This window comes from Roseomonas sp. TF40, assembly GCF_057219975.1.
In genome coordinates, this window is the sequence record NZ_JBXVVR010000005.1 from 224,811 (window position 1) to 246,084 (window position 21,274).

Sequence of the window (21,274 nt, forward strand, 5' to 3'; positions counted from 1 at the left end):
AGCCTGAACGGTCTCACCCCAGCGGCCTCTGCAAACCGCCCCGCACCGGGGCAAGTGAGATCAGGCTCTGCCCATCACCGAGGGCATCAATGGGGGGGCAGGGGCACTGCCGTCAGGCGTGCCATGCAGCGGCATCTGTTCGGCTTGCACTGCCGCCGATGTCCCCATTGCAGCCGCGGCCTATCCGTCAGCCCAGCGCATGTTCTGCCGAAGTCGTGCCAATGCCGGTCATGGCGAAAGACGTCAGGGCGTGAACCGCGCCTGAATGACGCCCCGTGCGACAGCCGGAGGCGAATGCACCGTCCTGTCCGCCGGGCCGCTCCGGTCGCTTTCCGGTGGATGCGGCAACGAGCCGCTGCAGATGCACGACCAGACCTGGAATCACAACAGGATGTTCCCGGCCGAGAGAGAAGCGACACTGCTCAGGGTGATCCGGAAGTCGGCCAGGCCATCGCCCTGTACATCCCCCTCCAGCACCTCGCCGGCAAAGCGCAACTGGCCGCTCACACCGGTGAAGGCGGCGCCATCGATCCAGGTGAAGGAATGCAGGGCGGGATCCAAGGCATTCGCGTCAATGGCGCGCAAATCGATCCTGTCTCCCTCCGCTGCGCTGAAATCGGCGATCACATCGCCATTGGCTTCGCTGACGCTCCGGAACAGGAAACGGTCCGCCCCTTCACCGCCCATCATGCTGTCGGCACCCAGCCCGCCATGCAGCACGTCGTGGCCAGCGCCGCCAATCAGCGTGTCAGCGCCCGCGCCACCGATCAGCACATTGTCGAACCCATCGCCGGTCAGGTGGTCGGCACCCTGACCGCCGGAGACGTTCTCGAAGCCCGATATCCAGTCACCCTCCGCATCGCCGGCCGCGACGGTCTGCGCGGCGAGGTTCACCACAACGCCATGGGCTGAGCCTGCATAGGAGAGCATGTCGCGCCCCTCGCCACCATCGAGGCTGTCGGCACCCTGACCGCCATTGAGTGCGTCGTTGCCGGCACCGCCGATCAGCGTGTCGGCGCCCCCGCCGCCGCTCAGCCCATTGGCGAACGCATCGCCGGTCAGGTGGTCCGCACCTTGACCGCCGGAGACGTTCTCGAAACCCGAGATCCTGTCACCTTCCGCATCTCCCGCCGCGACGGTCTGCGCGGCGAGGTTCACCACAACGCCATGGGCTGAACCTGCATAGGAGAGCATGTCGCGCCCCTCGCCGCCATCGAGGCTGTCGGCACCCCGCCCCCCATTGAGTGCGTCGTGTCCAGCGCCGCCGATCAGCGTGTCATTGCCCGCCCCGCCAATGAGCGCGTCGTTGCCCTCGCCCCCATCGAGGATGTTGGCACCCGCATTGCCGTCCAGCCGATTGGCGAGCGCATTACCCGTGCCGTTCAGGTTGGCCGAGCCGGACAAGGTCAGCCGTTCGACTTCGGCGACCAGTGCATGGCTGATCGAGGCAATGACCCGGTCGTAGCCTGAGTTGGGCTGTTCCGTCAGAACGTCGCCGGGATCATCGACACGATAGGAGTCGTTGCCTTCACCGCCCTCCATGCTGTCGGCACCGAGCCCGCCATTCAGCGTGTCATCGCCGGAATCGCCGAGCAGCGTGTCATTGCCATCGCCACCCTCCAGGACGTCCAGGCCCTCGAAGCCATACAGCAGATCGTTGCCATGCCGGCCGTAGAGGAAGTTGTCCTCGAAATCGCCGCCCAGCGTGTCATTGGCGTCGCTGCCTTCAAGGCCTTCGATACCGCCATAGATCGCATCGCCCTCGGCCGCGCCGAGATTGGGCAGGCTGAAGCTGAGCCCGGCCTGTACGGCGTCCGGACCGGCGTAGCTCACGATGTCATGTGTGCCGGCGCCGCCGCCGAACTGGTCGCCGCCGCGCCCGCCCACCATGGTGTCGTTCCCGTCGCCGCCGTCGAGCGTGTCATCGCCCTCGCCACCGAACAGGCGGTCATTGTCGCCGCCGCCATCGAGCCAGTCGGCACCCGCGCCACCCTCGAGCGTATCCGTCCCATCCCCGCCATCCAGGCGGTCGTCGCCGCGCATGCCGAGAAGCTGGTTGCCCCCGTCATTGCCCATGAGGCTATCCTGGCCGTCGCCGCCGATCGCGTGCTCGATGGCGGTGCCGGCGGCGATGGTGACGGTGGTGCCGTCGATGCTGGAGTCCCGGCCGTCACGCAGGTCGATGGCCGAACCGGTGGTGACCGCCGCGGCGTTGATCCAATCGATGCCGCCGTCGCTGTCGGCGATGGTCCGGCGCGCGCTCTGGAACGCCGCCATCTCCGCGTATTCGTCGGTGAAGTGGAAGACGTCGTTCGTCGTCGCCGGGCTGCCGTAGATGTTCAGCTCGAACCAGTTCAGCCAGCCGGAATCCCCTGGCGCGACATCCGTGATCTCGAGCGTCCAGGTGCCATTCGGATCCTCGCCGCGCAGCCCCTCGATGCCATAGCTCCAGCCGGCGACGGTATTGGGAGCCTCGATGATCACGGTGTTGCCACCGATCTGCTGATCGCCCCAGAGCTGGATGCGCGTGCCTGCGGCGGAGATCAGCTCGATCCGCAGGTCAAAGCTATAGGTGGGGTGGCTGACGCTGAGCACGAACTGGACATGGTCGATCTCGATATCGCCCGAGAAGGCGAAGGTCCGGGTCAGCGTGCCGAGGTCGGGGATGTTGGTGTCCGCGGTGCTGCCCGGGTCGATGTCCCCCTGGATGACGCCGGTCGTGCGGCGGATCTCGTTGGCCAAGGTTTCGGGCGACGGTGTGAATCGATTCCAGACCTCGGCCATGCGCACGGCGTTGTAGGCGTTGACCATGCCGTAGCCGTAGTTGGTGTGGATATGCATCCCACCGCCGTTCCAGCCCTCGGCGCCGTTGATCTGCCAGACCCCGTTCTCGTTGAAATAGGGCGCGGTGGCGCCAAGCTGCCCGCCAACCCGCGTCGCCGAAGCGGCGAGGATATCCTTCACATCGCGCCAGCCGAGGCTGGAATTGGCCTCCAGCATCAGGGCCACGACGCCCGAGACGATCGGCGCGGACAAGGAGGTGCCGCTGACGAACTCGACGTAATCCCCACCCCCGGCGCTGGAGGCCGTGTCATAGCCCTGCGCGTCGACAAGGTCGGTGGTGGCGAGAGCGGCGCCCGGCGCGGCGACCAGAATGGCAGCGCCGTGATTCGAGAAGGAAGAGGCCGAGATGTCACGCCCCACCGAATCGATGTCCACCGCCGCCACCGACAGGATCACGCGGTCGGTCTTCACGCTGTCGAAGGCACTGTCGGACTGATCGTTGCCAGCCGCATGCACCACGATGGTGCCCAGGCCACCGCGCCCCTGCGCCACCGCATCGTGCCAGGCATCGAGGATCACGCGGGCGAAGCTGAACTCGACCCGGACGTTGGAGTAGTCGCCGAAAATGGAACGCCAGGCCCAGCTGTTGTTGACGATGTCGAAGGTGCCGGACAGGCGGATCGCCTCGAAGAACGGGGCGTCGGTGGCGCTGGCCTGGCCGACATCGATGGCGCTGTCGCCCGTACTGAAGATCGGGATGCCGGTGATGGAGGCGTCGAAGGCCACGCCGACGGCGCCGACGCCGTCGTTCTCCGCGGCGATCAGCCCGGCCACCGCGGTACCGTGGCCGTTGTCGCCGACCGGCGCGCCATCATAGGTCACACCCTCGATCACGACGTGGCGGGACGCGTCGTAATTCCCGTCGAGGTCCGGATGCGTGTACTGGACGCCGTCATCGTAGACGCCAACGGCCACGCCGGCACCCGTGTACTCGTCCCAGATCCGCTCGATGTTGCCGATGCGAAAGAAATGCCATTGCTGTCCTGCCGCCGGGCCGTAGAGCGGTTCGCCTGGTACGAAGGCCTGGCTGACAAGGGTCGCGGCGACGGGAGGCGACTCCTCGCGCATGGGACGTTGTTTGTTGCTGACGCTCATGCCGCGGACCCCAGTCTCGGATCACGGAATGGTACTGGGAGGCTTCGTTGCGTCAACGGCAGGCGCGCGGCGTCCCGAGGATGGCGGGGTCGGCGTTCGGCCGCACACCCTGGCGCGGGAGATGCCTGCGCCGGGGCAGAGGATGCCGCGCGCCGGCACGCGTCGCAGGGGCGCCGACCAGGAGGGCGGGATCGCCAGCCCGCGCCAGGCGCCATCGGCTTGCCGCAGATCACGTGGATCCTGGCCTCGAGCAAGGCACAGCCCTGGTGAGCGAGCTTCGAGAAGACGCCGCCTGCGCCATTGCCTTGCCGCAGGCCGAGACGACCATCCGGCCGCTAGCACGCGATTGCCGCACCGCTTCGCCGCCTCCGCGCTTCGTGCGATAAGGCGGCAACCAGCGCCAATCCGGGGACGAAACGCCATGCCTGCCATCCGCCGCCGCGCCCTGCTTGCCGCCGCCGCCCTGCCGGCCCCGGCGCTGGCGCAGGAGGGCTTTCCCAACCGTCCGCTGCGGCTCGTCGTCGGCTTCACGCCGGGCGGTGCCACCGACATCTCGGCCCGCACCATGGCGCCGAAGATGAGCGAGGCGCTGGGCCAGCCGGTGATCGTCGAGAACCGCCCCGGCGCGGGCAGCAACCTGGCCACCGAACTGGTCGTCCGCAGCCCGGCCGATGGCCACACGCTGCTGCTCGCGACGATCGGCTCGCTCGTGGTCAGCCCGATGGTGATGCGCCTGCCGGTGGACCCCGCGCGCGACCTGGTGCCGGTTTCGGTGGCGGTCGACCTGTTCAACATCCTGGTGGTGCCGAACGATCGCCCCTGGCGCAGCGTCTCCGAGCTGGTCGCCGCGGCCAAGGCCGCACCGGGGCGGCTGTCCTACGGCACCAGCGGCATCGTCGGCGGGCCGCATCTGGCGGGGCTGCTGTTCGACCGCATCGCGGGGACGGAGACCACCGCGGTGCATTACCGCGGCGGCGCGCTGGTCATGACCGATCTGCTGGCCGGACGCGTCGATTTTTCCTTCGCCACCGCGGCCTCGGTGCTGACGCAGGTGCGTGACGGCAAGCTGCGCGCGCTGGCGGTGCCGCACATCGAGCGCTCACGGCTGATGCCCGAGATCCCGACCGTCGCCGAATCCGGCCTGCCGGGCTTCGACGTGCCGTCCTGGTATGCGGTGTTGGCCCCGCGCGGCACGCCGGAGCACGCGATCGCGCGCGTCAATGCCGCGATGCGCCTGGCGCTGGCCGACCCCGAGGTGATCGCTGTGATGAACCGCAACGGGCTCGAGCCGCGCTGGACGACGCCGGAGCAGATGACCGAGGCGCTGGCGGTGGAGCGCGCGAAGTGGGGACCCATCGTGCGCGAGCGGGGGATCACGGTCGATTAGGCAGCGGTGGTGCCTGTGGGGATCGGCAGCGCGTGACATCCGGCACCGCGTAGGCGCGCCGCCGCAGTCGTCCCAGCCCTCTGGGCACGTCTCACGGCGCCCAGAGACGGCTTGATTCCGGTTACCATCGCAGCGCGGGCAGTTTGCCTCCATCACGCGATGGCCGCGCCATCATCCTCATCAGGCTTGATGGAGCGGCGCGATGATGGGCGATGCGGTCATCGCCACGACCTCCGGCGCCATGTGCATGCTGGGGCTTGTCGCGGGCGGTCGGCGCGGCGAGACTTCCGCCATGGGGGAAACACGCGGTATCGGCACGGGCGCAATCCACACCATCGAATCGCGCCATTCCTGGATCATCGCCGCTGCCGCGCTGACAATGCTGTCCTTCGCCGCAGGCGCGCCGCTCACCGTTGTTGTCGGCTTGGTCCCCATCGCCGAGACGCTCGGCGCGGGGCGGTCGCTGCCCTCGCTCGCCACCTCTCTCGCCTATCTCGGCACGGGCGTTGGCGGCGTGGCCTGCGGCCTCATGGCTGGGCGGTTCGGGCAGCGTGCCGTGGCCATGCTGGGCGGCTTCGCGATCCTGGCCGGGCTGGTCATCGCCTCCTTCGGCGAGCCCTGGTCGCTTCTGGTGGGGATCGGCATCGGCGTTGGGTTGTTTGGCAATGGCGCGCTGTTTCCGCCGATGCTGGCCTATGTCTCGTTGTGGTTCGACCGGCGGCGCGGGACGGCGCTGGCTCTCGTTTCCTCCGGACAATATGTCGCCGGTTTCGTCTGGCCTTCGCTGTTCCAATGGAGCATCGCGGCCTTCGGTTGGCAGCGGACCATGTTGCTCTATGGCGTCGTCGCCGCTTCCGTCATCGTCACGCTGGCCGCTCTGGTGTTGCGGCCGCCGCCGGTGCCGCTCAGCGGTCCTGGCTCGATCAGATCGCTGCCCGGCGCGCGGGTGCTGGGGATGCCGCCGAACCGGGCGTTGGGGTTGATGGCGCTCGGCAGCTTCCTGTGCTGCGTGCCCATGGCGATGCCGGCGGCGCATCTCGTTGCCTTCTGCGGCGACCTCGGCATCCGGAGTTCGGTTGGCGCTGCGATGCTTTCGGTTCTTCTGCTCTCGGCCTTCGTGGCTCGGCAATTCTGGGGCTGGTTGTCGGATCGTATCGGCGGGTTGTGGACCGTTTTCGTCGGCGGGTTGGCGCAGGTCGTTGGCATGCTCGGCTTCCTCGCGACGCAGGACGAGGCGGGGCTGTTCTTCGCGGCCGCCGCCTATGGCCTCGGCTTTGGCGGGATCGTGCCGGCCTATGTGCTCGCGGTGCGGGAGTTGTTCCCGGCCGTGGAGGTCACCTGGCGCGTGCCGGCGCTGCTGATGTGCAGCCTTGCCGGCATGGCCTTCGGCGCCTGGATGGCGGGTGCGATCTATGACCGCGTGGGCTTCTACGCCGCGGCCTGGTGGGTCGGGATCGCGTTCGGCCTGGCGCAAGTGGCGCTGATCGGCGCTCTTCTGATGCGGCAGCACGGAGGAATGCGGCTTGTGCGGGCGCCAGTGTGATGCGGCGAGGTGGGACGGCGCATTCTCCGTGGCGATGTTGCCGTCCGTCCCGCTCGCCTTGCCGCTGATGAAGTTGCCACCGCCGCTGGCAGGCGTTGCTCAAGACGTCCCCATCAATCAGCGAGATGCGAGCGCCAAGGCGCGACGCCGGAACGACACGAGCTTCGGTGGGAGGTCCGGTAGTCGGTCGATGGTCGGCGCGTGCTCCCGCTGGAGAACCTCGGGCAGGTGGACGACCAAGCGATTCTGGCCCTCGCCCCCCGAAGGTTCGCGCAACTGAAGCGCCGTCCATCGTCTCGCATCTCTCGCCGAACGCGCTCTGGGTGGGCTTCCTCGGGGCGATGTAGTGCCACTCCACGTGCCGCTCCTGCGACCAACGCAGGATCGAGGTCGAGGTCAGTTCCGCGCCGCTGTCGCTGGCCACCGCAAGCGGCTTCAGGTATCGCCGGATCGGTCTGCGTGAAGTTCGCGGACGTCATCAATCCACTCCGACAAGATCGCAGGGGTCAGCGCATACATGGGCACCTGGGTGACCCAGAACCCTGCGCCGTCGAGACGCTTCGCCATTGCTGGGCCGCCGGTCGTGTTGGTCGAGTGGACGAAGACCGGCACGTCTTTCTCGACATGCTGCACGATCAGATCCACGACGTTGCTGCCCGAAAGATAGCGGTCTTCCGCAGTGGCAGCCTGCGCTTGCAGGTCGTGGTCCAGCATGATGCCGGCCAATTCTCCTTCGCGGTGGCGCACAAAAAGGCCAATGGCCCGCCCGGCGCTTCGAGCCTCGATGACGACGAAGTCTGATGGCAGCCAGGACTTCAGGCGCTCGATGCGGCGGGCATCGTCCTCGATGAGCAGGATGCGGATCCGGCGTTGCATAGCGCTTTCCGTGGCGGGGTGCGGCGCCAGGGTATCATAGACCGTTGCGCAAGCGGTGGCATGCCAGGGGGCAGGGTCAATCAGGGGAGGCGCTTGTGTTCATCCTTCGATTGTCGAGGACCACTACCAACTTGTCATTCAGGATTGTGCTCGCTGTTCCGCCGACTTGCGCCAGTGCCGGCGCATTTCGTGGGGCCGCATTCATGCCCCCACATCTAGCGACCTGAGGACTGCCTAACGGCCCACGGTTCGCCGGCGTTCGCCCAAAATCGCCCACAGCCAAACGTAAACGGCACCCTATCCGGCCCCCAGGAACACGTGTTCCGATAGGCGGCCCCACAGAGTGGGTGGTAAGCGATTGATTTTGTGAGGAAAACTGGAGCGGGCGAAGGGATTCGAACCCTCGACCCCAACCTTGGCAAGGTTGTGCTCTACCCCTGAGCTACGCCCGCGCTCCGTGCGGGCCGCTTACCTACCACGGTTCCTGCGCTTTGCAAGAGGGGGGCGGGCACGGGCGTCAGATGGTTGAATCCCCCCCGCCTGCCCCGCATATCGCCGCCCGCACGTCATCCCTCGATGAGGAACCCTCCCCGTGAGCGAAACCATGGAAAAGCACGAATTCGGCGCCGAAGTGGGCCGGCTGCTCGACCTCGTGGTCCACGCCCTCTACTCCGAGCGCGAGATCTTCCTCCGCGAACTCGTGGCCAATGCCGCTGATGCCGTGGACCGGCGCCGGTTCGAAGCCCTGACACAGCCCGGCCTGTCCCTGCCGGCCGAGGCGCGGCTGCGAATCCTGCCCGACAAGCCCGCCCGCCGACTCACCCTCTCCGACCCCGGCATCGGCATGTCCAAGTCCGAACTCGCCGAGCACCTGGGCACCATCGCGCGCTCCGGCACCCTGGCCTTCGCGCGCGCCATCGGCGAGGCACCGGAAGGTGAGCGGCCGAACCTGATTGGCCAGTTCGGCGTCGGCTTCTACTCCGCCTTCATGGTCGCCGATCGCGTCGAGGTCACCTCGCGTCGCGCCGGGGCCGAGGAGGCCTGGACCTGGGCCTCGGACGGCAAGGGCAGCTACACGCTGGCACCCGCCACCCGTGCGGAGGCCGGCACCGACATCGTCCTGCACATGAAGGAGGATGCCGCCGAATTCCTCGAGCCGCTGCGCCTGCACACCATCATCCGCAAATGGGCTGACCACATCACCATCCCGATCCTGATCGTCGAGGACGGCAAGGAAGAAGCCGCGAATGAGGGCACCGCGCTCTGGCGCAAGCCCAAGGCCGAGGTGGGCGAGGAGGCGCACACCGAATTCTACCGCCATCTCGGCCATGTCTTCGACAAGCCCTGGGCCACGCTGCACTGGCGTGCCGAGGGCGCGGCCGATTTCACGGCGCTGCTCTACATCCCCGGCATGAAGCCCTTCCAGCCCGTGGAGGGGGAGCGCCTCTCCGCCGTGCGCCTGCATGTCCGGCGCATGTTCATCACCGACAAGGCCGAGCTGCTGCCGCCCTGGCTGCGCTTCGTCGTCGGCGTGGTGGATACCGAGGACCTGCCGCTCAACGTGTCCCGTGAGATGCTGCAAGCGACGCCCGCGCTGGCGCGCATTCGCCGTGCGGTCACGACACGTGTGCTGAATGAGCTCAAGACGCGCGCGAAGGATGCCGAATCCTATGCCGGGTTCTGGGCGAATTTCGGCACGGTGCTGAAGGAAGGCATCTGGGAGGATGCGGAGCATCGTGCCGAGGTGGCAGCCCTGCTGCGCGCGCGTTCCTCCGCGGTCGAGGGCTGGACCTCGCTGGCGGAATACGTCGGGCGCATGAAGCCCGGGCAGGAGGCGATCTACATCCTGGTCGGCGACGATGCGGCCGCGCTCGCCGCCTCACCGCAACTCGAGGGCTTCCGCGCGCGTGGCGTGGAGGTCTTGTTGCTGGACGATCAGATCGACTCCTTCTGGCCCGAGCGGCTGGGCAGCTTCGAAGGCAAGCCGATCCGCAGCATCACGCAGGGTACCATCGATCTTTCCGCCATCGCGGTCGAGGCGCCGGCGCGCGAGGCTGCGGATGTCACCGCGCTCCTGCCACGCCTGCAGGAGGCGTTGAAGGACCATGTTTCCGCCGTGCGCGCGACGGAGCGGCTGGTCGAGTCCGCGGTGGTGCTCGCAGCGCCTGAATACGGTCCTGACCTTCAGATGCAGCGCCTGCTGCGCCGTGCGGGGCGTGGTGGTGGCGGCGGGCTGCCGGTGCTCGAGATCAACCCGCGCCACGCGCTGATCGCGCGGCTCGCCCGGGAGGAAGGCGACATCGCCGAGCTGGCCGGGCTGCTGCTCGACCTCGCGCGGCTGCAGGATGGCGACACGCCGCGCGACCCGGCCGCCTTCGCGCGGCGCGTCGCGCAGGCGCTCGCGATCGGCTGATCAGCGGCCGGGCACGAGCCCGGCCAGGCGCACCAGCTCGAGGCTCGCGGCGCGTTCGCGGGTGATCACCGCGGCGAAGGCCTCGGGCGTGCTGCCGATGCCGTTGAAGTATTGCGGCGCCAGCATGCGCTCGGCGAATTCGGCGTTGGTCACCACGCTGCGCACCGCGGCTGACATGCGCGCGACGATCGCCTCCGGCGTGGCGCCCGGCGCGGCGAGGCCCCACCAGGGCCCGGCATAGGGGTAGTCGTAGCCAAGCTCGCCGAGCGAAGGCGTGTCCGGCAGTTCGGCCAGGCGCTGGCTGCCGAGCACGGCGAGCGGGCGGATGCGCCCGCTGCGGATCTGCGGCAGCGCGAGTGCGAGCGCGCCGTAGCTCAGCTGGATGCGCCCGCCCACCAATTCGCGGAAGGCGTCGCCGATGCCGCGGAAGGGGATGTGCTCCATCTGCAGCCCGTCGCGCGCCTTCATCCACTCGAACAGCAATTGCTGCGCCGAGCCGCTGCCGGAGGAGCCGTAATTCACCCCCGGACGGCCACGCGCCCAGGCGACGAAGGCGCGCAGATCCCCCGCCGGGGTATCAAGGCTGCCGACGATGACGCTGCGCGCGCTGGCCATCTGCGAGACCGGGCGCAGCGAGGCGTAGCGCGCATAGAGCTCGGGCTCGACATGCGGCACGCTCGCCATGTTCTCGATGTTGACGGCGCAGAAGGTGGTGCCGTCCGGCGTTGATTGCGCGCAGGCCTCGAGGCCGATGACGCCATTGCCGCCGGCGCGATTCTCCACCACCACCGCGGTGCCGAGTTCGCTGCGCAGGCCCTCGGCGATGGCGCGCACCAGGATGTCGAGATTGCCGCCCGGCGGCTGGGCGACGATCAGGCGGATCGGCCGGCGCGGCCAGTCGGCCTGGGCGAGGGCGCGCGTGGCGGGCAGGGCAGCGAGCCCGGCCAGCAGCAGGCGGCGATGCAGCGTCATTGTTCTTGTCCTCCCCTTGGTCGTTGCGATGTCAGGTCTCGTCCTGCACGGCGTTGTGCAGCAGGCCGATGCGATCGATCTCCACCTCCACCACATCGCCCGGCTTGAGCCAGAGCGGGGGCGTGCGCTTGGCGCCCACGCCGCCGGGCGTGCCCGTGGCGATCACGTCGCCGGGTTCGAGCCGCGTGAAGGTCGAGCAATAGGCGATCTGGGTGGGGATATCGAAGAGCATCTCGCCCAGCGTGGCATCCTGCACCACCGCGCCGTTCACGCGCGTCTGCAGGCGCAGCGCCTCCAGCGCGCCGACCTCGTCGGGTGTCACCATCCAGGGGCCGAAGCCGCCGGTGGAGGGGAAGTTCTTGCCCGGCGTGAACTGGTGCGTGTGGCGCTGCCAGTCGCGCACGCTGCCGTCATTGTAGCAGGCGAAGCCCGCGATCTGCGCCATCGCGGCCTCGCGCCCGACATGGCGGCAGGAGGTGCCGAGGATCACCGCCAGCTCGCCCTCATAGTCGAAATCGGTCGAGACCTTGGGGCGCAGCAGCGGCGCGAGGTGCCCCATCTGGCTGTTCGGGAAGCGCGTGAAGATGGTCGGGTGGCCGACCACGGCGCGCCCCGTCTCCTTGCGGTGTTCCTCGTAGTTCAGGCCGATGCAGAGGATCTTGTCCGGGTTCGGAATGACCGGCAGCCACTCGATGGCCTCGAGCGCGATGCGCGGCGCGCCGGGCGCGGCCGCGCGCGCGGCCTCCAGCGCCCCGGCGGCGATGGCGCTCTTCAGGTCGGGCAAGTGCCGCAGCACGGCGCCGACATCCTGGATCGCGCCATCGGTGACCACGCCCCAGCTTGCGGTGCCGGCGTGGCGGAAACTGGCGAGCTTCATGCGGTACTCTTCCTCGGTTGCAGCAGGGGGCGAAGATCGTCGAGCATCCGGCCCAGGGCGGGAATGTCCTGCGCGACGCCGTAGACATAGCGATCGGGGCGCACGATGGCGGCTGCGGCGCCATGCCGGGCGAACCAGGCGGCGACCAGGCCGTCGCGCTCGGCCAGCGCGTCGGGCGCGAGGCGCCAGGCACCGGGCTGGTCGGGCTGGTCCGGGCCCAGGATGATCTGCCAGCCGGGCCCGGTGACCTTGTCGAACCGCAGCCAAGCGTCGCCCTGGCGGACCCAGGGCTGGGGAAACAGCGTGCCGATCACGGGGTGTTCCTCCGCCGCGCGCAGCCCGGTTTCGAGCGGCGGCACGATCTCCTGCCGCGTCACGACGGGTGGCTTGCCGCCCCCCTGGGCGAGCAGTGCGGCATCGCGCGCGCGCGCGGCCACGGGATCGCGCTCGCAGATCTGGCGGCCGATCGCCTTGATGCGCGCGGTCAGGGTGCGGACATGCTGCGCGCGTTCCACGCCGTAGCTGTCGAGCAGCGACTCCGGCGCGCCGTCGCGATGTGCGGCGAGTTTCCAGGCGAGGTTCGCCACGTCGCGCAGCCCCTGGCACATGCCCTGGCCGATGAAGGGCGGCTGCTGGTGCGCCGCGTCGCCGGCGAGGAAGATGCGCCCGCGCCGCCACTCCCGCGCGACCAGCGCATGGAAGCGATAGCTCGCCGCGCGCCACAGCTTCGCCTCGCCGGGGGCCAGCCAGCGCGCAAGCAAGGGCCAGACCATCTCAGGCGCCTGCATGGCCTGCGGATCCTCGCCGGGCAGCAGCATGATCTCGAAGCGCCGATGCGCGCCGGGGCCGACGATGTAGGTGATGGGGCGCGCCGGGTCGCAATGCTGCGCGGCGTTGGCGGGCATCCGCGCCAGTGCCTCGGGCGTGACCAGCAGGTCCACCACCAGCCAGGGTTCGTCGAAGACCAGATCCTCGAAGCCGATGCCCAGCGACTGCCGGATGAAGGAGGACGCGCCGTCGCAGGCGATGACATGGTCGGCGGTGACCTCGCGCTCCACGCCGTCCTCCTGGCGCAGGCGCAGCGTGACGCGCGACGCATCCTGCGTGATGCCGACGCAGGCGGTGCCGAGTTCCACGCGCACACCCGGCATCGCCGCCGCATGGGCGCGCAGCGCGGCCTCGACCGGGGGCTGGGAGAAGACCATGGTCGGCACGAAGCCCTGCGGCCAGGGCTCGGGCACCATGTCGATGCGCCGGATGAGCTGCCCCTCGACGCCGAAATGCTCGGAGGCCGGGAAGGGCGCGGTATGCGGCAGCACGGCCTCCGCCACGCCGAGATTGTCGAACAGGCGCAGGATCTCGTGATCGATCGCGATGGCGCGCGGCTTGTCGTAGATCTCCCGCGCGCGATCGATGGCGAGGGTGCGAAAGCCCTGCTGGCCGAGCAGGGCGGTGGCGACCGCGCCGCTCGGCCCGAAGCCCACGACGACGACTTCGTGGTGCGCGGCGGGCATCAGGCGAACAGGATCGCGAGCTGCGCGCGCTTCGTCGCCTCGGGCTTGGGCGGCGCGATGCCCCATTGGTCGGTGCGCCCGGGCGGCCAGACCCAATGCGCGGGGCCGCGGGCGACATGGTGCTCATCCACCTGCTCGACCTCGGCCGTGTATTCCACGACGATGCCGAAGGGGTCGATGAAATAGGCGAAGACATTGTCGCCCGGCCCGTGCCGCCCCGGCCCCCAGGCGATGGGGAAGCCCGCATCGATCAGCCGCCCCGATGCGCGCATCACCGATTCCCAATCCGGCATGTTGAAGGCGACATGGTTGAGCCCGTTGACCGGCGCCTCCGCCAGGACCACGGCGTGGTGGTCGGCGTTGCAGCGCTCGAAGGCCATCAGCTTGGACCGGTCCGCGAGGCGGAAGCCCAGGCCCTGTTCGAAGAAACGCGCCGTGGCATCGACATCGGTGCAGTTGAGGTTGACATGCGCCAGCCGCTCGGCCCGGTCGCGCGACGGCGGGTCGGCTTGCCGCGGCGCATCGCCGCTGACCAGGCGCAGCACGAAGCCCGAGGGGTCGCGCAGCGTTGCCGCCTGTCCACCGCCGGGCTCCTCCAGCGGGGCAGGGGCGGCGAGCAGCGCGGCGCCCGCCGCCTGCGCCGTGGCGATCACCGGATCGAGCGCGGGCGCGCGGAAGGTCACGCTGCGGATCGCCGCCTGCGGCGCCTCGGCCAGTTCCAGCACATGGCAATCGGCGCCCGTGGCGTGCAGCCAGAGCCGGCCCGGCGCCCGCGCGGCGACGCCGAGGCCCCAGACGGTGGTGTAGAAGCGCTCCGCCCCGGCGAGGTCGGGCACCAGCATTTCGACGCTGCGCAGGGCGGTCACCGGGAATTCGCTCATGCCTCGACTGCGTCCTTGCCGCATCCTCACCCCCATCTGAATGATCGATATTGTGGGAAGGCGCAACCCCAATGTATATGATTCGCATGATTCGCGCGCCAGATATGCCGTCATGAGCGTCACCCACGCCACCAGCGTGCATGAGCGGATCCGTGCCGACATCCTCGCCGGCCGGCTGCAGCCCGGCGCGCGCCTGCTGATCAAGTCGCTGATGGAGAGCTACGGCGTGGGCCAGACGCCGCTGCGCGAGGCGCTGAACCGCCTCGTCGCCGATGGCTTGATCGCGGTGGCTGACCAGCGCGGCTTCACCGTGCCGGGCATCAGCGCGGCGGAACTGCAGGAGCTGACCCGCACGCGCTGCTGGCTGGAGGAACGGGCGCTGCGCGAATCCATGGCCCGGACCACCGAGGCCTGGGAGGAAGCCCTGCTGGTCGCCGGCCATCGCCTCTCCCGCACGCCGCGCGGGCCGGATGGCGCGGCCGCGGCCGATGATGCGGTGTGGGAGGCGCGGCACCGCGACTTCCACAACCTGCTCGTCGGCAATTGCGGCTCACGCTGGTTGATCGGCTTCTGCGGCCAGCTCACCGATCGCCATCAGCGCTACCGCAAGCTCGCCGCGCGCCGGGCCTTCCCGCGGCGTGACGTGGATGCCGAACACCAGGCGATCCTCGCCGCCGTGCTGCGGCGTGACGCCGATGCGGCGGTCGCGCTGCTGACCGCCCACTACACCGCGACGGCGCAGATCATCCTGGAGGACAGGGCGATCTTCGCCGAAGGGTCATAGGTTCCGCCGCGCCGCGCGCAGCGTCGGCAGGCCGATGCCGGTGGCCTGGAAGCCGCCATCCACCGCGATCACCTGCCCGGTGATGTAGCTCGCGCGGTCGCTGCACAGGAAGAAGATCGCCTCCGCCAGCTCGCTCTCCAGCCCGTAGCGGTTGAGCGGGATGGTGTCGTGGTAGTCGGCGCGGATCTCGGGCGTGTGCACGGCCTTGGCCATCGCCGTGTCCACCGGCCCCGGGGCGACGGCGTTCACCCGGATGCCGAGCCCCGCGAGCTCCACAGCCTGCTGCTTCGTCAGATGCGCGAGCCCGGCCTTGGAGGTGCCATAGGCGACGCGCAGCGTGGAGGCGCGCAGGCCGGAGATGGAGGTGATGTTCACCACCGCCCCGCCGCCCCCCGCCGCCATCAGCGGTGCGGCCGCCTGCACCGCGAGAAACGGCCCGGTGAGGTTCACCGCCAGCACGCGCGTCCATTCCTCGGGCGTGGTCTCGAGCATCGGCTTGAACACGGCGGTGCCGGCATTGTTCACCAGCGCATCGAGCCGGCCGAAATGCGCGGCGGCGCGCTGCACGGCGGCGGTGATCGCACTCGGCTCCGCGACATCGCAGGTCAGCGCCAGCGTGCGCTCGGGCAGGGCGAGTTCGGCCATCGTGGCCTGCAGCAGCGCTGCGTCGATGTCGAGCAGCGCCACGCGCCAGCCCTCCGCCAGGAAGCGCCGGACGGTGGCCAGGCCGATGCCGCGGCCCGCGCCGGTAATCAGCACCACTTTTCCCGCCATCGATGCCTCCCGTTGTCGCCCGTGCCGGGGCAGGATAGCCCCCGCGCAGCCGGGCAGACAGAGGCCCTGCGCGATGGAGCGAGATGATCGGCCAGCCCCTTTCCGCGCGCGGCTTCGCCATCGCCGTCGTCACGGCGCAGGTGCTGGTGCAGATCGGCGCCTATGCGCTGCCCGCGCTGCTGCCCGGCGTGATGGATCGCTGGGCGCTGAGCGCCACCGAGGCCGGCTGGCTGATGGGCGGCTTCTTCGCCGCCTATGTCGCCGCCGTGCCCGTGCTGGTCGCGCTGACGGACCGCGTCGCGCCACGCCGCATCTACCTGATCGGTGCCGGGGCCACGGCGCTGTCGCATCTGGGCTTCGCGCTGCTGGCCGAGGGATTCTGGAGCGGCCTCGCCTGGCGGGCCTTGGCGGGAATCGGCTGGGCGGGCTGCTACATGCCCGGCCTCAAGGTGCTGGCCGACCGGCTGGAAGGCGATGCGCAGTCGCGCGCGGTGAGCTGGCACGCCGCCGGGGTGGGCATCGCCGGCGCGTCCTCCTTCGCCGTGGCCGGGGCGATGGATGCGCTGGCGGGGCCGGCGGCGGCCTTCCTCTTCGGCGGCGCGGCGGCGAGCCTCGCCTTCGTGATCGGCGCGCTGGTGATGCCCCGCGCCGCCCCGCCGCGCGCGGCGCAGGCCACGGCGCTGCTCGATTTCCGCCCGGTGTTCCGCAACCGCGCGGCGATGGCCTGGATCGCGGGCTATACGGTGCACACCTGGGAATTGGCGGCGCTGCGCGCCTGGGGCGTGACCTTCCTGGTCGCGGCCTTCGCCCGGGCGCCCACACCCGCCTGGATGCCCGGTGCGAGCGCGATCTTCACCGCCATCGGCCTGTTCGGCATCTTCGTCTCCGTGGCCGGGAACGAAACCGCGCAGCGCCGCGGGCGGGGCCGCGTGGTGGCGGCGGCGATGGGTGGCGGCGCGATGCTGTGCCTGCTCACGGGCGCCTCCATCCTGGTCTCGGCGCCGCTCGCGGTGCTCTGCGTGCTGGCCTGGAACACCGCCATCTACCTTGACAGCGCGGCGCTGACGGCGGGCACGGTGCAGGCGGCGGAGAAGGCGCGGCGCGGCGCGACGATGGGGCTGCACAGCATGTGCGGCTATGCGGGCGGCTTCATCGGCCCGATCGGCGTGGGCCTCGCGCTTGATCTCGCGGGCCGGGAGGCTGCCCTAGGCTGGCTGCTCGCCTTCGGGCATCTCGCGCCCATCACCCTGCTCGGGTGGTGGGCGCTGCGACGCCTCAGTCGTTAGACGTTGCTTGCCCTCAAACGCCGGGCGCGGCCTCCGGCCGCTTGGCTTCGCGCCACTGGGCGCGGCGGCCGTTCGGCCGCTCGGTCCTTTGGGCCGCTATCTGATGAGCACGACGGCCTCGATCTCCACGCAGATGCCGCGCGGCAGGCTGCCCATGCCCACCGCCGAGCGCGCGGGCCGGCCATTGTCGCCGAAGACCTCGACGAACAGATCGGTGCAGCCATTGATCACCTCCGGCTGCTCGCCGAAATCGGGCACGCCGCGCACCATGCCGAGCACCTTCAGCACCGTGTCCACGCGATCAAGGCTGCCAAGGGCTGCGCGCATATTGGCCAGCAGGTTCAGCCCGCAGAGCCGCGCCGCCGCATAGCCCTCCGCCACCGAGACATCGGCGCCGAGCGTGCCGGTGATGGAGGACCCATCCGCGCGCCGCGGCCCCACGCCCGAGAGGAACAGCAAGCCCCCGCCGATCCGCCAGGGCACGTAGTTCGCCAGCGGCGCGGGCGAGGCAGGCAGGGTGAGGCCGAGTTCCTGCAGGCGGCGTTCGGCGGACATGGCGTTGGGTCTCCCGGCGTGATGTGGCATCACTCTGCACGATCAACCCCCAGAGTCACCATGCAGGTCACCATGCAGGTCATCACCCCCGAAGATGTCGGCCTCTGCGCGCGGCGCCTCGCGCGCATCGATGTCTGGCGCGACAGGCTGGTGGCCGATGGCAAGCTCGCGGGCGCGACCACGCTGGTGATGCGGCGCGGACAGGTGGCGCATCTGGGCTGCTCGGGCGTGGCGGACCTCGCGCGGGGCACGCCGATGACGCCCCAGACCATTCATCGCATCTACTCGATGACCAAGCCGATGACCTCGGTCGCGATCATGATGCTGTATGAGGAAGGGCGCTTCCAGCTCGACGATCCGATCAGCCGCTTCCTGCCCTACTTCACCAATCTGCGCGTCTGCACGGGCGGGGCGCGCGGCAAGCTCGAGACGCTGCCGGCGCTGCGCGACATCACCTTCCGCGACCTGCTGACCCACACTTCGGGCCTGACCTACGGCTTCATGCACGCCACCGCGGTGGATGCGCTCTATCGCGAGCAGGGCATCGACTACGGCGCGGCGGAGACGAGCCTGGCGGAGGTCACGCAGGCGCTGGCGAAGCTGCCGCTGATCGCCGAGCCGGGGACCGAGTGGAACTACTCCGTCGCCACCGACGTGCTCGGCCACCTCGTCGAGGTGATCAGCGGGCAGGATTTTGAGAGCTTCCTGCAGGAGCGGCTGATCGGCCCGCTCGGCATGGTCGATACCGGCTTCCATGTGCGGGCGGGGCAGGAGGCGCGCCTTGCCGCCAACTACACGCGCGGGGCGGATGGCGCGCTGGCACTGATCGATGACCCGCAGACGAGCCGCTACCTGAAGCCGCGGCGGGTGCCTTCGGGCGGCGGCGGGTTGGTCTCCACGGCGGCGGATTACCTGCGCTTCTGCCGCATGCTGCTGGGCAAGGGCGAATTGGAGGGCGTGCGCTATCTCGGCCGCAAGACCGTGGCGCTGATGATGTCCAACCATCTGCGCGGCGACATGGCGGCGATGGGCCAGCCGCGCTGGTCCGAGAGCACGGCAGAGGGAATCGGCTTCGGCCTGGGCTTTTCCGTCATGCTCGACCCGGCGCGGGCGCAGATCATCGGCAGCCCTGGCGAATGCGCCTGGGGCGGCGCGGCGAGCACGGCCTTCTGGGTGGATCCGGCGGAGGAGATGGCGGTGATCCTGCTGACGCAGCTCATGCCTTCCTCCACCTGGCCGCTGCGGCGGGAACTGCGGGTGCTGAGCTACCAGGCGCTGGTGGATTGAGCGCGGGCAGAACCTAGCCGGGCCGCGCACCCGTGCGAGGTCTGGAGGATGGCGCGCCTCACGCCCCGGCCGATCGGCATCGCCGCCGCGGCCGGCATGCTCGCGCTGGTGGCGGTGATGCCAGGTCGCTGGCTCGAGATCCGCATCACCCTTCTCCCGACCTCCTGGTCCGGGCGCCTGGCGTCATCTGGAAATGTACAGACCTTGTCGATAGCCACCGCTCCTTGATGGCGATAAACAATGCTCAGAAACCCTGCGAGTGAATGGAGCAACAGGTGGCGACGATTGATGATTTGGCGGAATCTCTTGCGTCACAATTGCCGTTGACCAAGGCCGAAGCCTTCAGGGGGGTGCGCGCCGTCGTTTCAGCGCTAATGGAATCTTTATTGAAGGGAGAGGCGGTAAGTATCGCAGGCATCGGGCGCTTCACATGCTCTAAAGTCGATGAACGCCCTGAGAAGCACATTGCATCGCTGCGATTTAGCGGTCGCCCACCGCAGTATCGCCGCCTGGCAGAACCGTATCAGAAAAAACCAATCGCCTTCACGATTATCGATATATATTTGAGCCAGCAACGTGGCGAAACCTATACGTCTCGCTGGGAATTTATGCCACCAAGCTCCGCTAAAGCCTGGGAGTCGCGCGCGAGAGTCGCGGCAAGTCATGTCATTGGTAAGACCATTGTAGATATTGGTTGTGGTGAAATGTTGCCCGAGAAATTTCTTCCTGAAGGAACGGTTTATGTTCCGATGGATGTCGTTCGTCGAGATGATAGAACAAAAATATTGGATCTGAATACTCAAGATCTACCTGAATTCGAAGCCGATACTGTTCTTCTTTTGGGTGTACTAGAGTATGTGCATGCGCCGGAAAAACTGCTCCGGGATCTCATTGGAAAAACTAAAAGACTAGTAACATCTTACTATAAAAAAATTGACCACAATGATGCGGATCTATTCATGTCTTGGGTAAACAAGACTGATTGGGTTGGTTTTGAGGCGATGCTGACCAGGAGTGGTTGGAAATTGATCGAGTGCGTTGATTACGGGAATCAGGCAGGGAGGATATTCATCGCGGAGCCGGCTTCATCGAACAGCGAATGATTTTTTTCGGAGCCTGCGGAAAACTAGGCTTCATGGCGAACCCCACGCGACAAATTCGCCAGATCTGACGCGTGTCATGGCCATCTGGACGCTCCCGGAACCTCCGCTTGATGCCATCAGGTAGGGTCGCTGACCCGGTCCGGATCGCCTCAGCTTGGCAATCGCTGACACGGGCTGCTGACCCGATCAGCGGCTCCAGGCCAACCGCGGCTGCCGCACCTCCACCCCCCGCGTTGCCTCAAGATAAGGCCTCCGATGGTCGTGACTGCTGGCGACCCAAGGATTTCTCAATACGTATAAATGATTTGACTTGCTCGCCCATTCCCCGCATGTACACGCCGCAAAAAAAAGGGACTATCCGTTGAAAGAGGACATGATGGAATTCGGTGGGCTGGTCACCGAAAGACTGCCGAATGCCATGTTTCGCGTGCAGCTGGACAATGACCACACCATCATCGCCCATACCTGCGGCAAGATGCGCAAGCACCGCATCCGCATCCTGGCCGGTGACCGCGTGAACGTCGAAATGACGCCCTATGACCTCACCAAGGGCCGCGTCATCTTTCGGTTCAAGTAACCTCGCGCGCCGTGCGATCGGACGCTGACAGAATCGCAGGACTCGGCTAAGGGATCGTCACCTGCAAGGAGTTTGATCCCATGTCGAAGAAGTTCCTCACCGATGTCATCGTGAAGTCCACCGAGATGCCGGCGAACGCCGCCGGCAAGCTCGCGGCCGACATCATCGCCGCCATCAAGGCGGAGATCGTCGAGTCCGGGCGCTTCACCATCCCCGATTTCGGCGCCTTCAGCGTGCGCGAGACGGCCAAGCGCACGGCGCTGAACCCCCGCACGGGCGAGAAGGTGGCCGTGAAGGCCGGCGCCACGGTCCGCTTCAAGGCGAGCCCGGCGCTGAAGGAATCCGCGCTTGCCGGCCTCAAGAAGGCGAAGCGCAAGGCCGCCAAGGCCTGAGGCGGATCGCCTGACCGGGAGGCGCCGGCCGGTTCGCCCGGCCGGCCCCTGCCTGTCCAGGCCAAACGCAGGAAGTTCTGACCTGCGGCCCGAAGGGCCGAGCGCGCGAAGGCG

The 21,274-nt window shown here is 68.5% G+C and carries 18 protein-coding genes and 1 tRNA gene; 10 read left to right on the top strand and 9 right to left on the bottom strand.

Translation table 11 applies throughout. From position 1 onward, the window contains the following. Positions 1 to 381: 381 nt before the first annotated feature. Complete coding sequence (locus AC2D9U_RS16115; RefSeq protein ID WP_484750848.1) at positions 382 to 3,912, bottom strand: S8 family serine peptidase; 3,531 nt, start codon at positions 3,910 to 3,912, stop codon at positions 382 to 384. 448 nt (positions 3,913 to 4,360) lie between these two features. On the opposite strand from AC2D9U_RS16115, the gene AC2D9U_RS16120 reads away from it, so the two are divergent. Then, positions 4,361 to 5,326, top strand: a complete 966-nt coding sequence (locus tag AC2D9U_RS16120; RefSeq protein ID WP_484750852.1) for a Bug family tripartite tricarboxylate transporter substrate binding protein — start codon at positions 4,361 to 4,363, stop codon at positions 5,324 to 5,326. Between the two features lie 205 nt (positions 5,327 to 5,531). Further along, positions 5,532 to 6,869 carry an MFS transporter gene (locus tag AC2D9U_RS16125; protein ID WP_484750856.1) on the top strand — a complete coding sequence of 446 codons (1,338 nt, stop codon included), beginning with the start codon at positions 5,532 to 5,534 and terminating at the stop codon, positions 6,867 to 6,869. Positions 6,870 to 7,304: 435 nt separating this feature from the next. On the opposite strand, the gene AC2D9U_RS16130 is transcribed toward AC2D9U_RS16125, so the two are convergent. Continuing rightward, positions 7,305 to 7,745: a cyclic-phosphate processing receiver domain-containing protein gene (locus AC2D9U_RS16130; protein ID WP_484750860.1), complete on the bottom strand. Its 441-nt coding sequence runs from the start codon at positions 7,743 to 7,745 to the stop codon at positions 7,305 to 7,307. Between the two features lie 377 nt (positions 7,746 to 8,122). Then, positions 8,123 to 8,197, bottom strand: a tRNA-Gly gene (locus AC2D9U_RS16135). A gap of 152 nt (positions 8,198 to 8,349) precedes the next feature. On the opposite strand from AC2D9U_RS16135, the gene htpG reads away from it, so the two are divergent. Beyond that, positions 8,350 to 10,158 carry a molecular chaperone HtpG gene (htpG, locus tag AC2D9U_RS16140; RefSeq protein ID WP_484751195.1) on the top strand — a complete coding sequence of 603 codons (1,809 nt, stop codon included), beginning with the start codon at positions 8,350 to 8,352 and terminating at the stop codon, positions 10,156 to 10,158. Here the strand turns inward: htpG and AC2D9U_RS16145 are convergent, their stop codons facing one another. From AC2D9U_RS16145 to AC2D9U_RS16160, 4 genes are read right to left on the bottom strand one after another with little or no spacing between them, the layout of a single operon-like run. After that, entirely contained in the window at positions 10,159 to 11,130 is a 972-nt protein-coding gene (locus AC2D9U_RS16145; RefSeq protein ID WP_484750864.1) for a Bug family tripartite tricarboxylate transporter substrate binding protein, read from the bottom strand. Between the two features lie 31 nt (positions 11,131 to 11,161). Next, positions 11,162 to 12,007, bottom strand: a complete 846-nt coding sequence (locus AC2D9U_RS16150) for a fumarylacetoacetate hydrolase family protein (protein ID WP_484750866.1) — start codon at positions 12,005 to 12,007, stop codon at positions 11,162 to 11,164. After that, on the bottom strand, positions 12,004 to 13,521 hold the full coding sequence (locus AC2D9U_RS16155; RefSeq protein WP_484750869.1) for a bifunctional 3-(3-hydroxy-phenyl)propionate/3-hydroxycinnamic acid hydroxylase: 1,518 nt from the start codon (positions 13,519 to 13,521) through the stop codon (positions 12,004 to 12,006). Before AC2D9U_RS16155 ends, AC2D9U_RS16150 begins: the two co-directional genes overlap by 4 nt. Continuing rightward, positions 13,521 to 14,402 (bottom strand): VOC family protein, encoded by an 882-nt coding sequence (locus AC2D9U_RS16160; protein ID WP_484750872.1) that lies wholly within the window; start codon positions 14,400 to 14,402, stop codon positions 13,521 to 13,523. Before AC2D9U_RS16160 ends, AC2D9U_RS16155 begins: the two co-directional genes overlap by 1 nt. Before the next feature lie 112 nt (positions 14,403 to 14,514). Here AC2D9U_RS16160 and AC2D9U_RS16165 point away from each other — a divergent pair, with 112 nt between their 5' ends. After that, a complete protein-coding gene (locus tag AC2D9U_RS16165) occupies positions 14,515 to 15,186 on the top strand; it encodes a GntR family transcriptional regulator (RefSeq protein WP_484750876.1) in 672 nt (223 codons plus the stop codon). Here AC2D9U_RS16165 and AC2D9U_RS16170 read toward each other — a convergent pair. Further along, positions 15,181 to 15,960 carry an SDR family NAD(P)-dependent oxidoreductase gene (locus tag AC2D9U_RS16170; protein ID WP_484750880.1) on the bottom strand — a complete coding sequence of 260 codons (780 nt, stop codon included), beginning with the start codon at positions 15,958 to 15,960 and terminating at the stop codon, positions 15,181 to 15,183. The genes AC2D9U_RS16165 and AC2D9U_RS16170 overlap by 6 nt on opposite strands. Positions 15,961 to 16,043: 83 nt before the next feature. Here AC2D9U_RS16170 and AC2D9U_RS16175 point away from each other — a divergent pair, with 83 nt between their 5' ends. Further along, positions 16,044 to 17,246, top strand: coding sequence for an MFS transporter (locus AC2D9U_RS16175; RefSeq protein ID WP_484750884.1), 1,203 nt, complete (start codon positions 16,044 to 16,046; stop codon positions 17,244 to 17,246). Between the two features lie 96 nt (positions 17,247 to 17,342). On the opposite strand, the gene AC2D9U_RS16180 is transcribed toward AC2D9U_RS16175, so the two are convergent. Beyond that, entirely contained in the window at positions 17,343 to 17,801 is a 459-nt protein-coding gene (locus AC2D9U_RS16180) for a RidA family protein (protein WP_484750886.1), read from the bottom strand. Positions 17,802 to 17,873: 72 nt separating this feature from the next. Here AC2D9U_RS16180 and AC2D9U_RS16185 point away from each other — a divergent pair, with 72 nt between their 5' ends. From AC2D9U_RS16185 to AC2D9U_RS16205, 5 genes are all read left to right on the top strand, one after another. Continuing rightward, a complete protein-coding gene (locus tag AC2D9U_RS16185; protein ID WP_484750888.1) occupies positions 17,874 to 19,088 on the top strand; it encodes a serine hydrolase domain-containing protein in 1,215 nt (404 codons plus the stop codon). 48 nt (positions 19,089 to 19,136) lie between these two features. Continuing rightward, complete coding sequence (locus AC2D9U_RS16190) at positions 19,137 to 19,316, top strand: hypothetical protein (RefSeq protein ID WP_484750891.1); 180 nt, start codon at positions 19,137 to 19,139, stop codon at positions 19,314 to 19,316. Positions 19,317 to 19,351: 35 nt separating this feature from the next. Beyond that, positions 19,352 to 20,191, top strand: coding sequence for an HU family DNA-binding protein (locus AC2D9U_RS16195; RefSeq protein ID WP_484750894.1), 840 nt, complete (start codon positions 19,352 to 19,354; stop codon positions 20,189 to 20,191). A 373-nt stretch (positions 20,192 to 20,564) separates the two neighbouring features. Then, positions 20,565 to 20,768, top strand: coding sequence for a translation initiation factor IF-1 (gene infA / locus AC2D9U_RS16200; RefSeq protein ID WP_482000830.1), 204 nt, complete (start codon positions 20,565 to 20,567; stop codon positions 20,766 to 20,768). An 80-nt stretch (positions 20,769 to 20,848) separates the two neighbouring features. Further along, on the top strand, positions 20,849 to 21,160 hold the full coding sequence (locus AC2D9U_RS16205; protein ID WP_484750898.1) for an HU family DNA-binding protein: 312 nt from the start codon (positions 20,849 to 20,851) through the stop codon (positions 21,158 to 21,160). The last annotated feature ends 114 nt before the right edge of the window (positions 21,161 to 21,274 follow it).

Excerpts from the sequence above, each read along its gene's own strand:
- AC2D9U_RS16155 (WP_484750869.1), bottom strand. The coding sequence starts at position 13,521 with ATGCCCGCCGCGCACCACGAAGTCGTCGTCGTGGGCTTCGGGCCGAGC.
- AC2D9U_RS16195 (WP_484750894.1), top strand. The coding sequence starts at position 19,352 with ATGGAGCAACAGGTGGCGACGATTGATGATTTGGCGGAATCTCTTGCG.
- AC2D9U_RS16190 (WP_484750891.1), top strand. The coding sequence starts at position 19,137 with ATGGCGCGCCTCACGCCCCGGCCGATCGGCATCGCCGCCGCGGCCGGC.
- AC2D9U_RS16185 (WP_484750888.1), top strand. The coding sequence starts at position 17,874 with ATGCAGGTCATCACCCCCGAAGATGTCGGCCTCTGCGCGCGGCGCCTC.
- AC2D9U_RS16180 (WP_484750886.1), bottom strand. The coding sequence starts at position 17,801 with ATGTCCGCCGAACGCCGCCTGCAGGAACTCGGCCTCACCCTGCCTGCC.
- AC2D9U_RS16205 (WP_484750898.1), top strand. The coding sequence starts at position 20,849 with ATGTCGAAGAAGTTCCTCACCGATGTCATCGTGAAGTCCACCGAGATG.
- AC2D9U_RS16165 (WP_484750876.1), top strand. The coding sequence starts at position 14,515 with ATGAGCGTCACCCACGCCACCAGCGTGCATGAGCGGATCCGTGCCGAC.
- AC2D9U_RS16160 (WP_484750872.1), bottom strand. The coding sequence starts at position 14,402 with ATGAGCGAATTCCCGGTGACCGCCCTGCGCAGCGTCGAAATGCTGGTG.
- AC2D9U_RS16125 (WP_484750856.1), top strand. The coding sequence starts at position 5,532 with ATGGGCGATGCGGTCATCGCCACGACCTCCGGCGCCATGTGCATGCTG.
- AC2D9U_RS16175 (WP_484750884.1), top strand. The coding sequence starts at position 16,044 with ATGATCGGCCAGCCCCTTTCCGCGCGCGGCTTCGCCATCGCCGTCGTC.
- AC2D9U_RS16150 (WP_484750866.1), bottom strand. The coding sequence starts at position 12,007 with ATGAAGCTCGCCAGTTTCCGCCACGCCGGCACCGCAAGCTGGGGCGTG.
- AC2D9U_RS16130 (WP_484750860.1), bottom strand. The coding sequence starts at position 7,745 with ATGCAACGCCGGATCCGCATCCTGCTCATCGAGGACGATGCCCGCCGC.
- infA (WP_482000830.1), top strand. The coding sequence starts at position 20,565 with ATGATGGAATTCGGTGGGCTGGTCACCGAAAGACTGCCGAATGCCATG.
- AC2D9U_RS16120 (WP_484750852.1), top strand. The coding sequence starts at position 4,361 with ATGCCTGCCATCCGCCGCCGCGCCCTGCTTGCCGCCGCCGCCCTGCCG.
- AC2D9U_RS16170 (WP_484750880.1), bottom strand. The coding sequence starts at position 15,960 with ATGGCGGGAAAAGTGGTGCTGATTACCGGCGCGGGCCGCGGCATCGGC.
- AC2D9U_RS16145 (WP_484750864.1), bottom strand. The coding sequence starts at position 11,130 with ATGACGCTGCATCGCCGCCTGCTGCTGGCCGGGCTCGCTGCCCTGCCC.
- AC2D9U_RS16115 (WP_484750848.1), bottom strand. The coding sequence starts at position 3,912 with ATGCGCGAGGAGTCGCCTCCCGTCGCCGCGACCCTTGTCAGCCAGGCC.
- htpG (WP_484751195.1), top strand. The coding sequence starts at position 8,350 with ATGGAAAAGCACGAATTCGGCGCCGAAGTGGGCCGGCTGCTCGACCTC.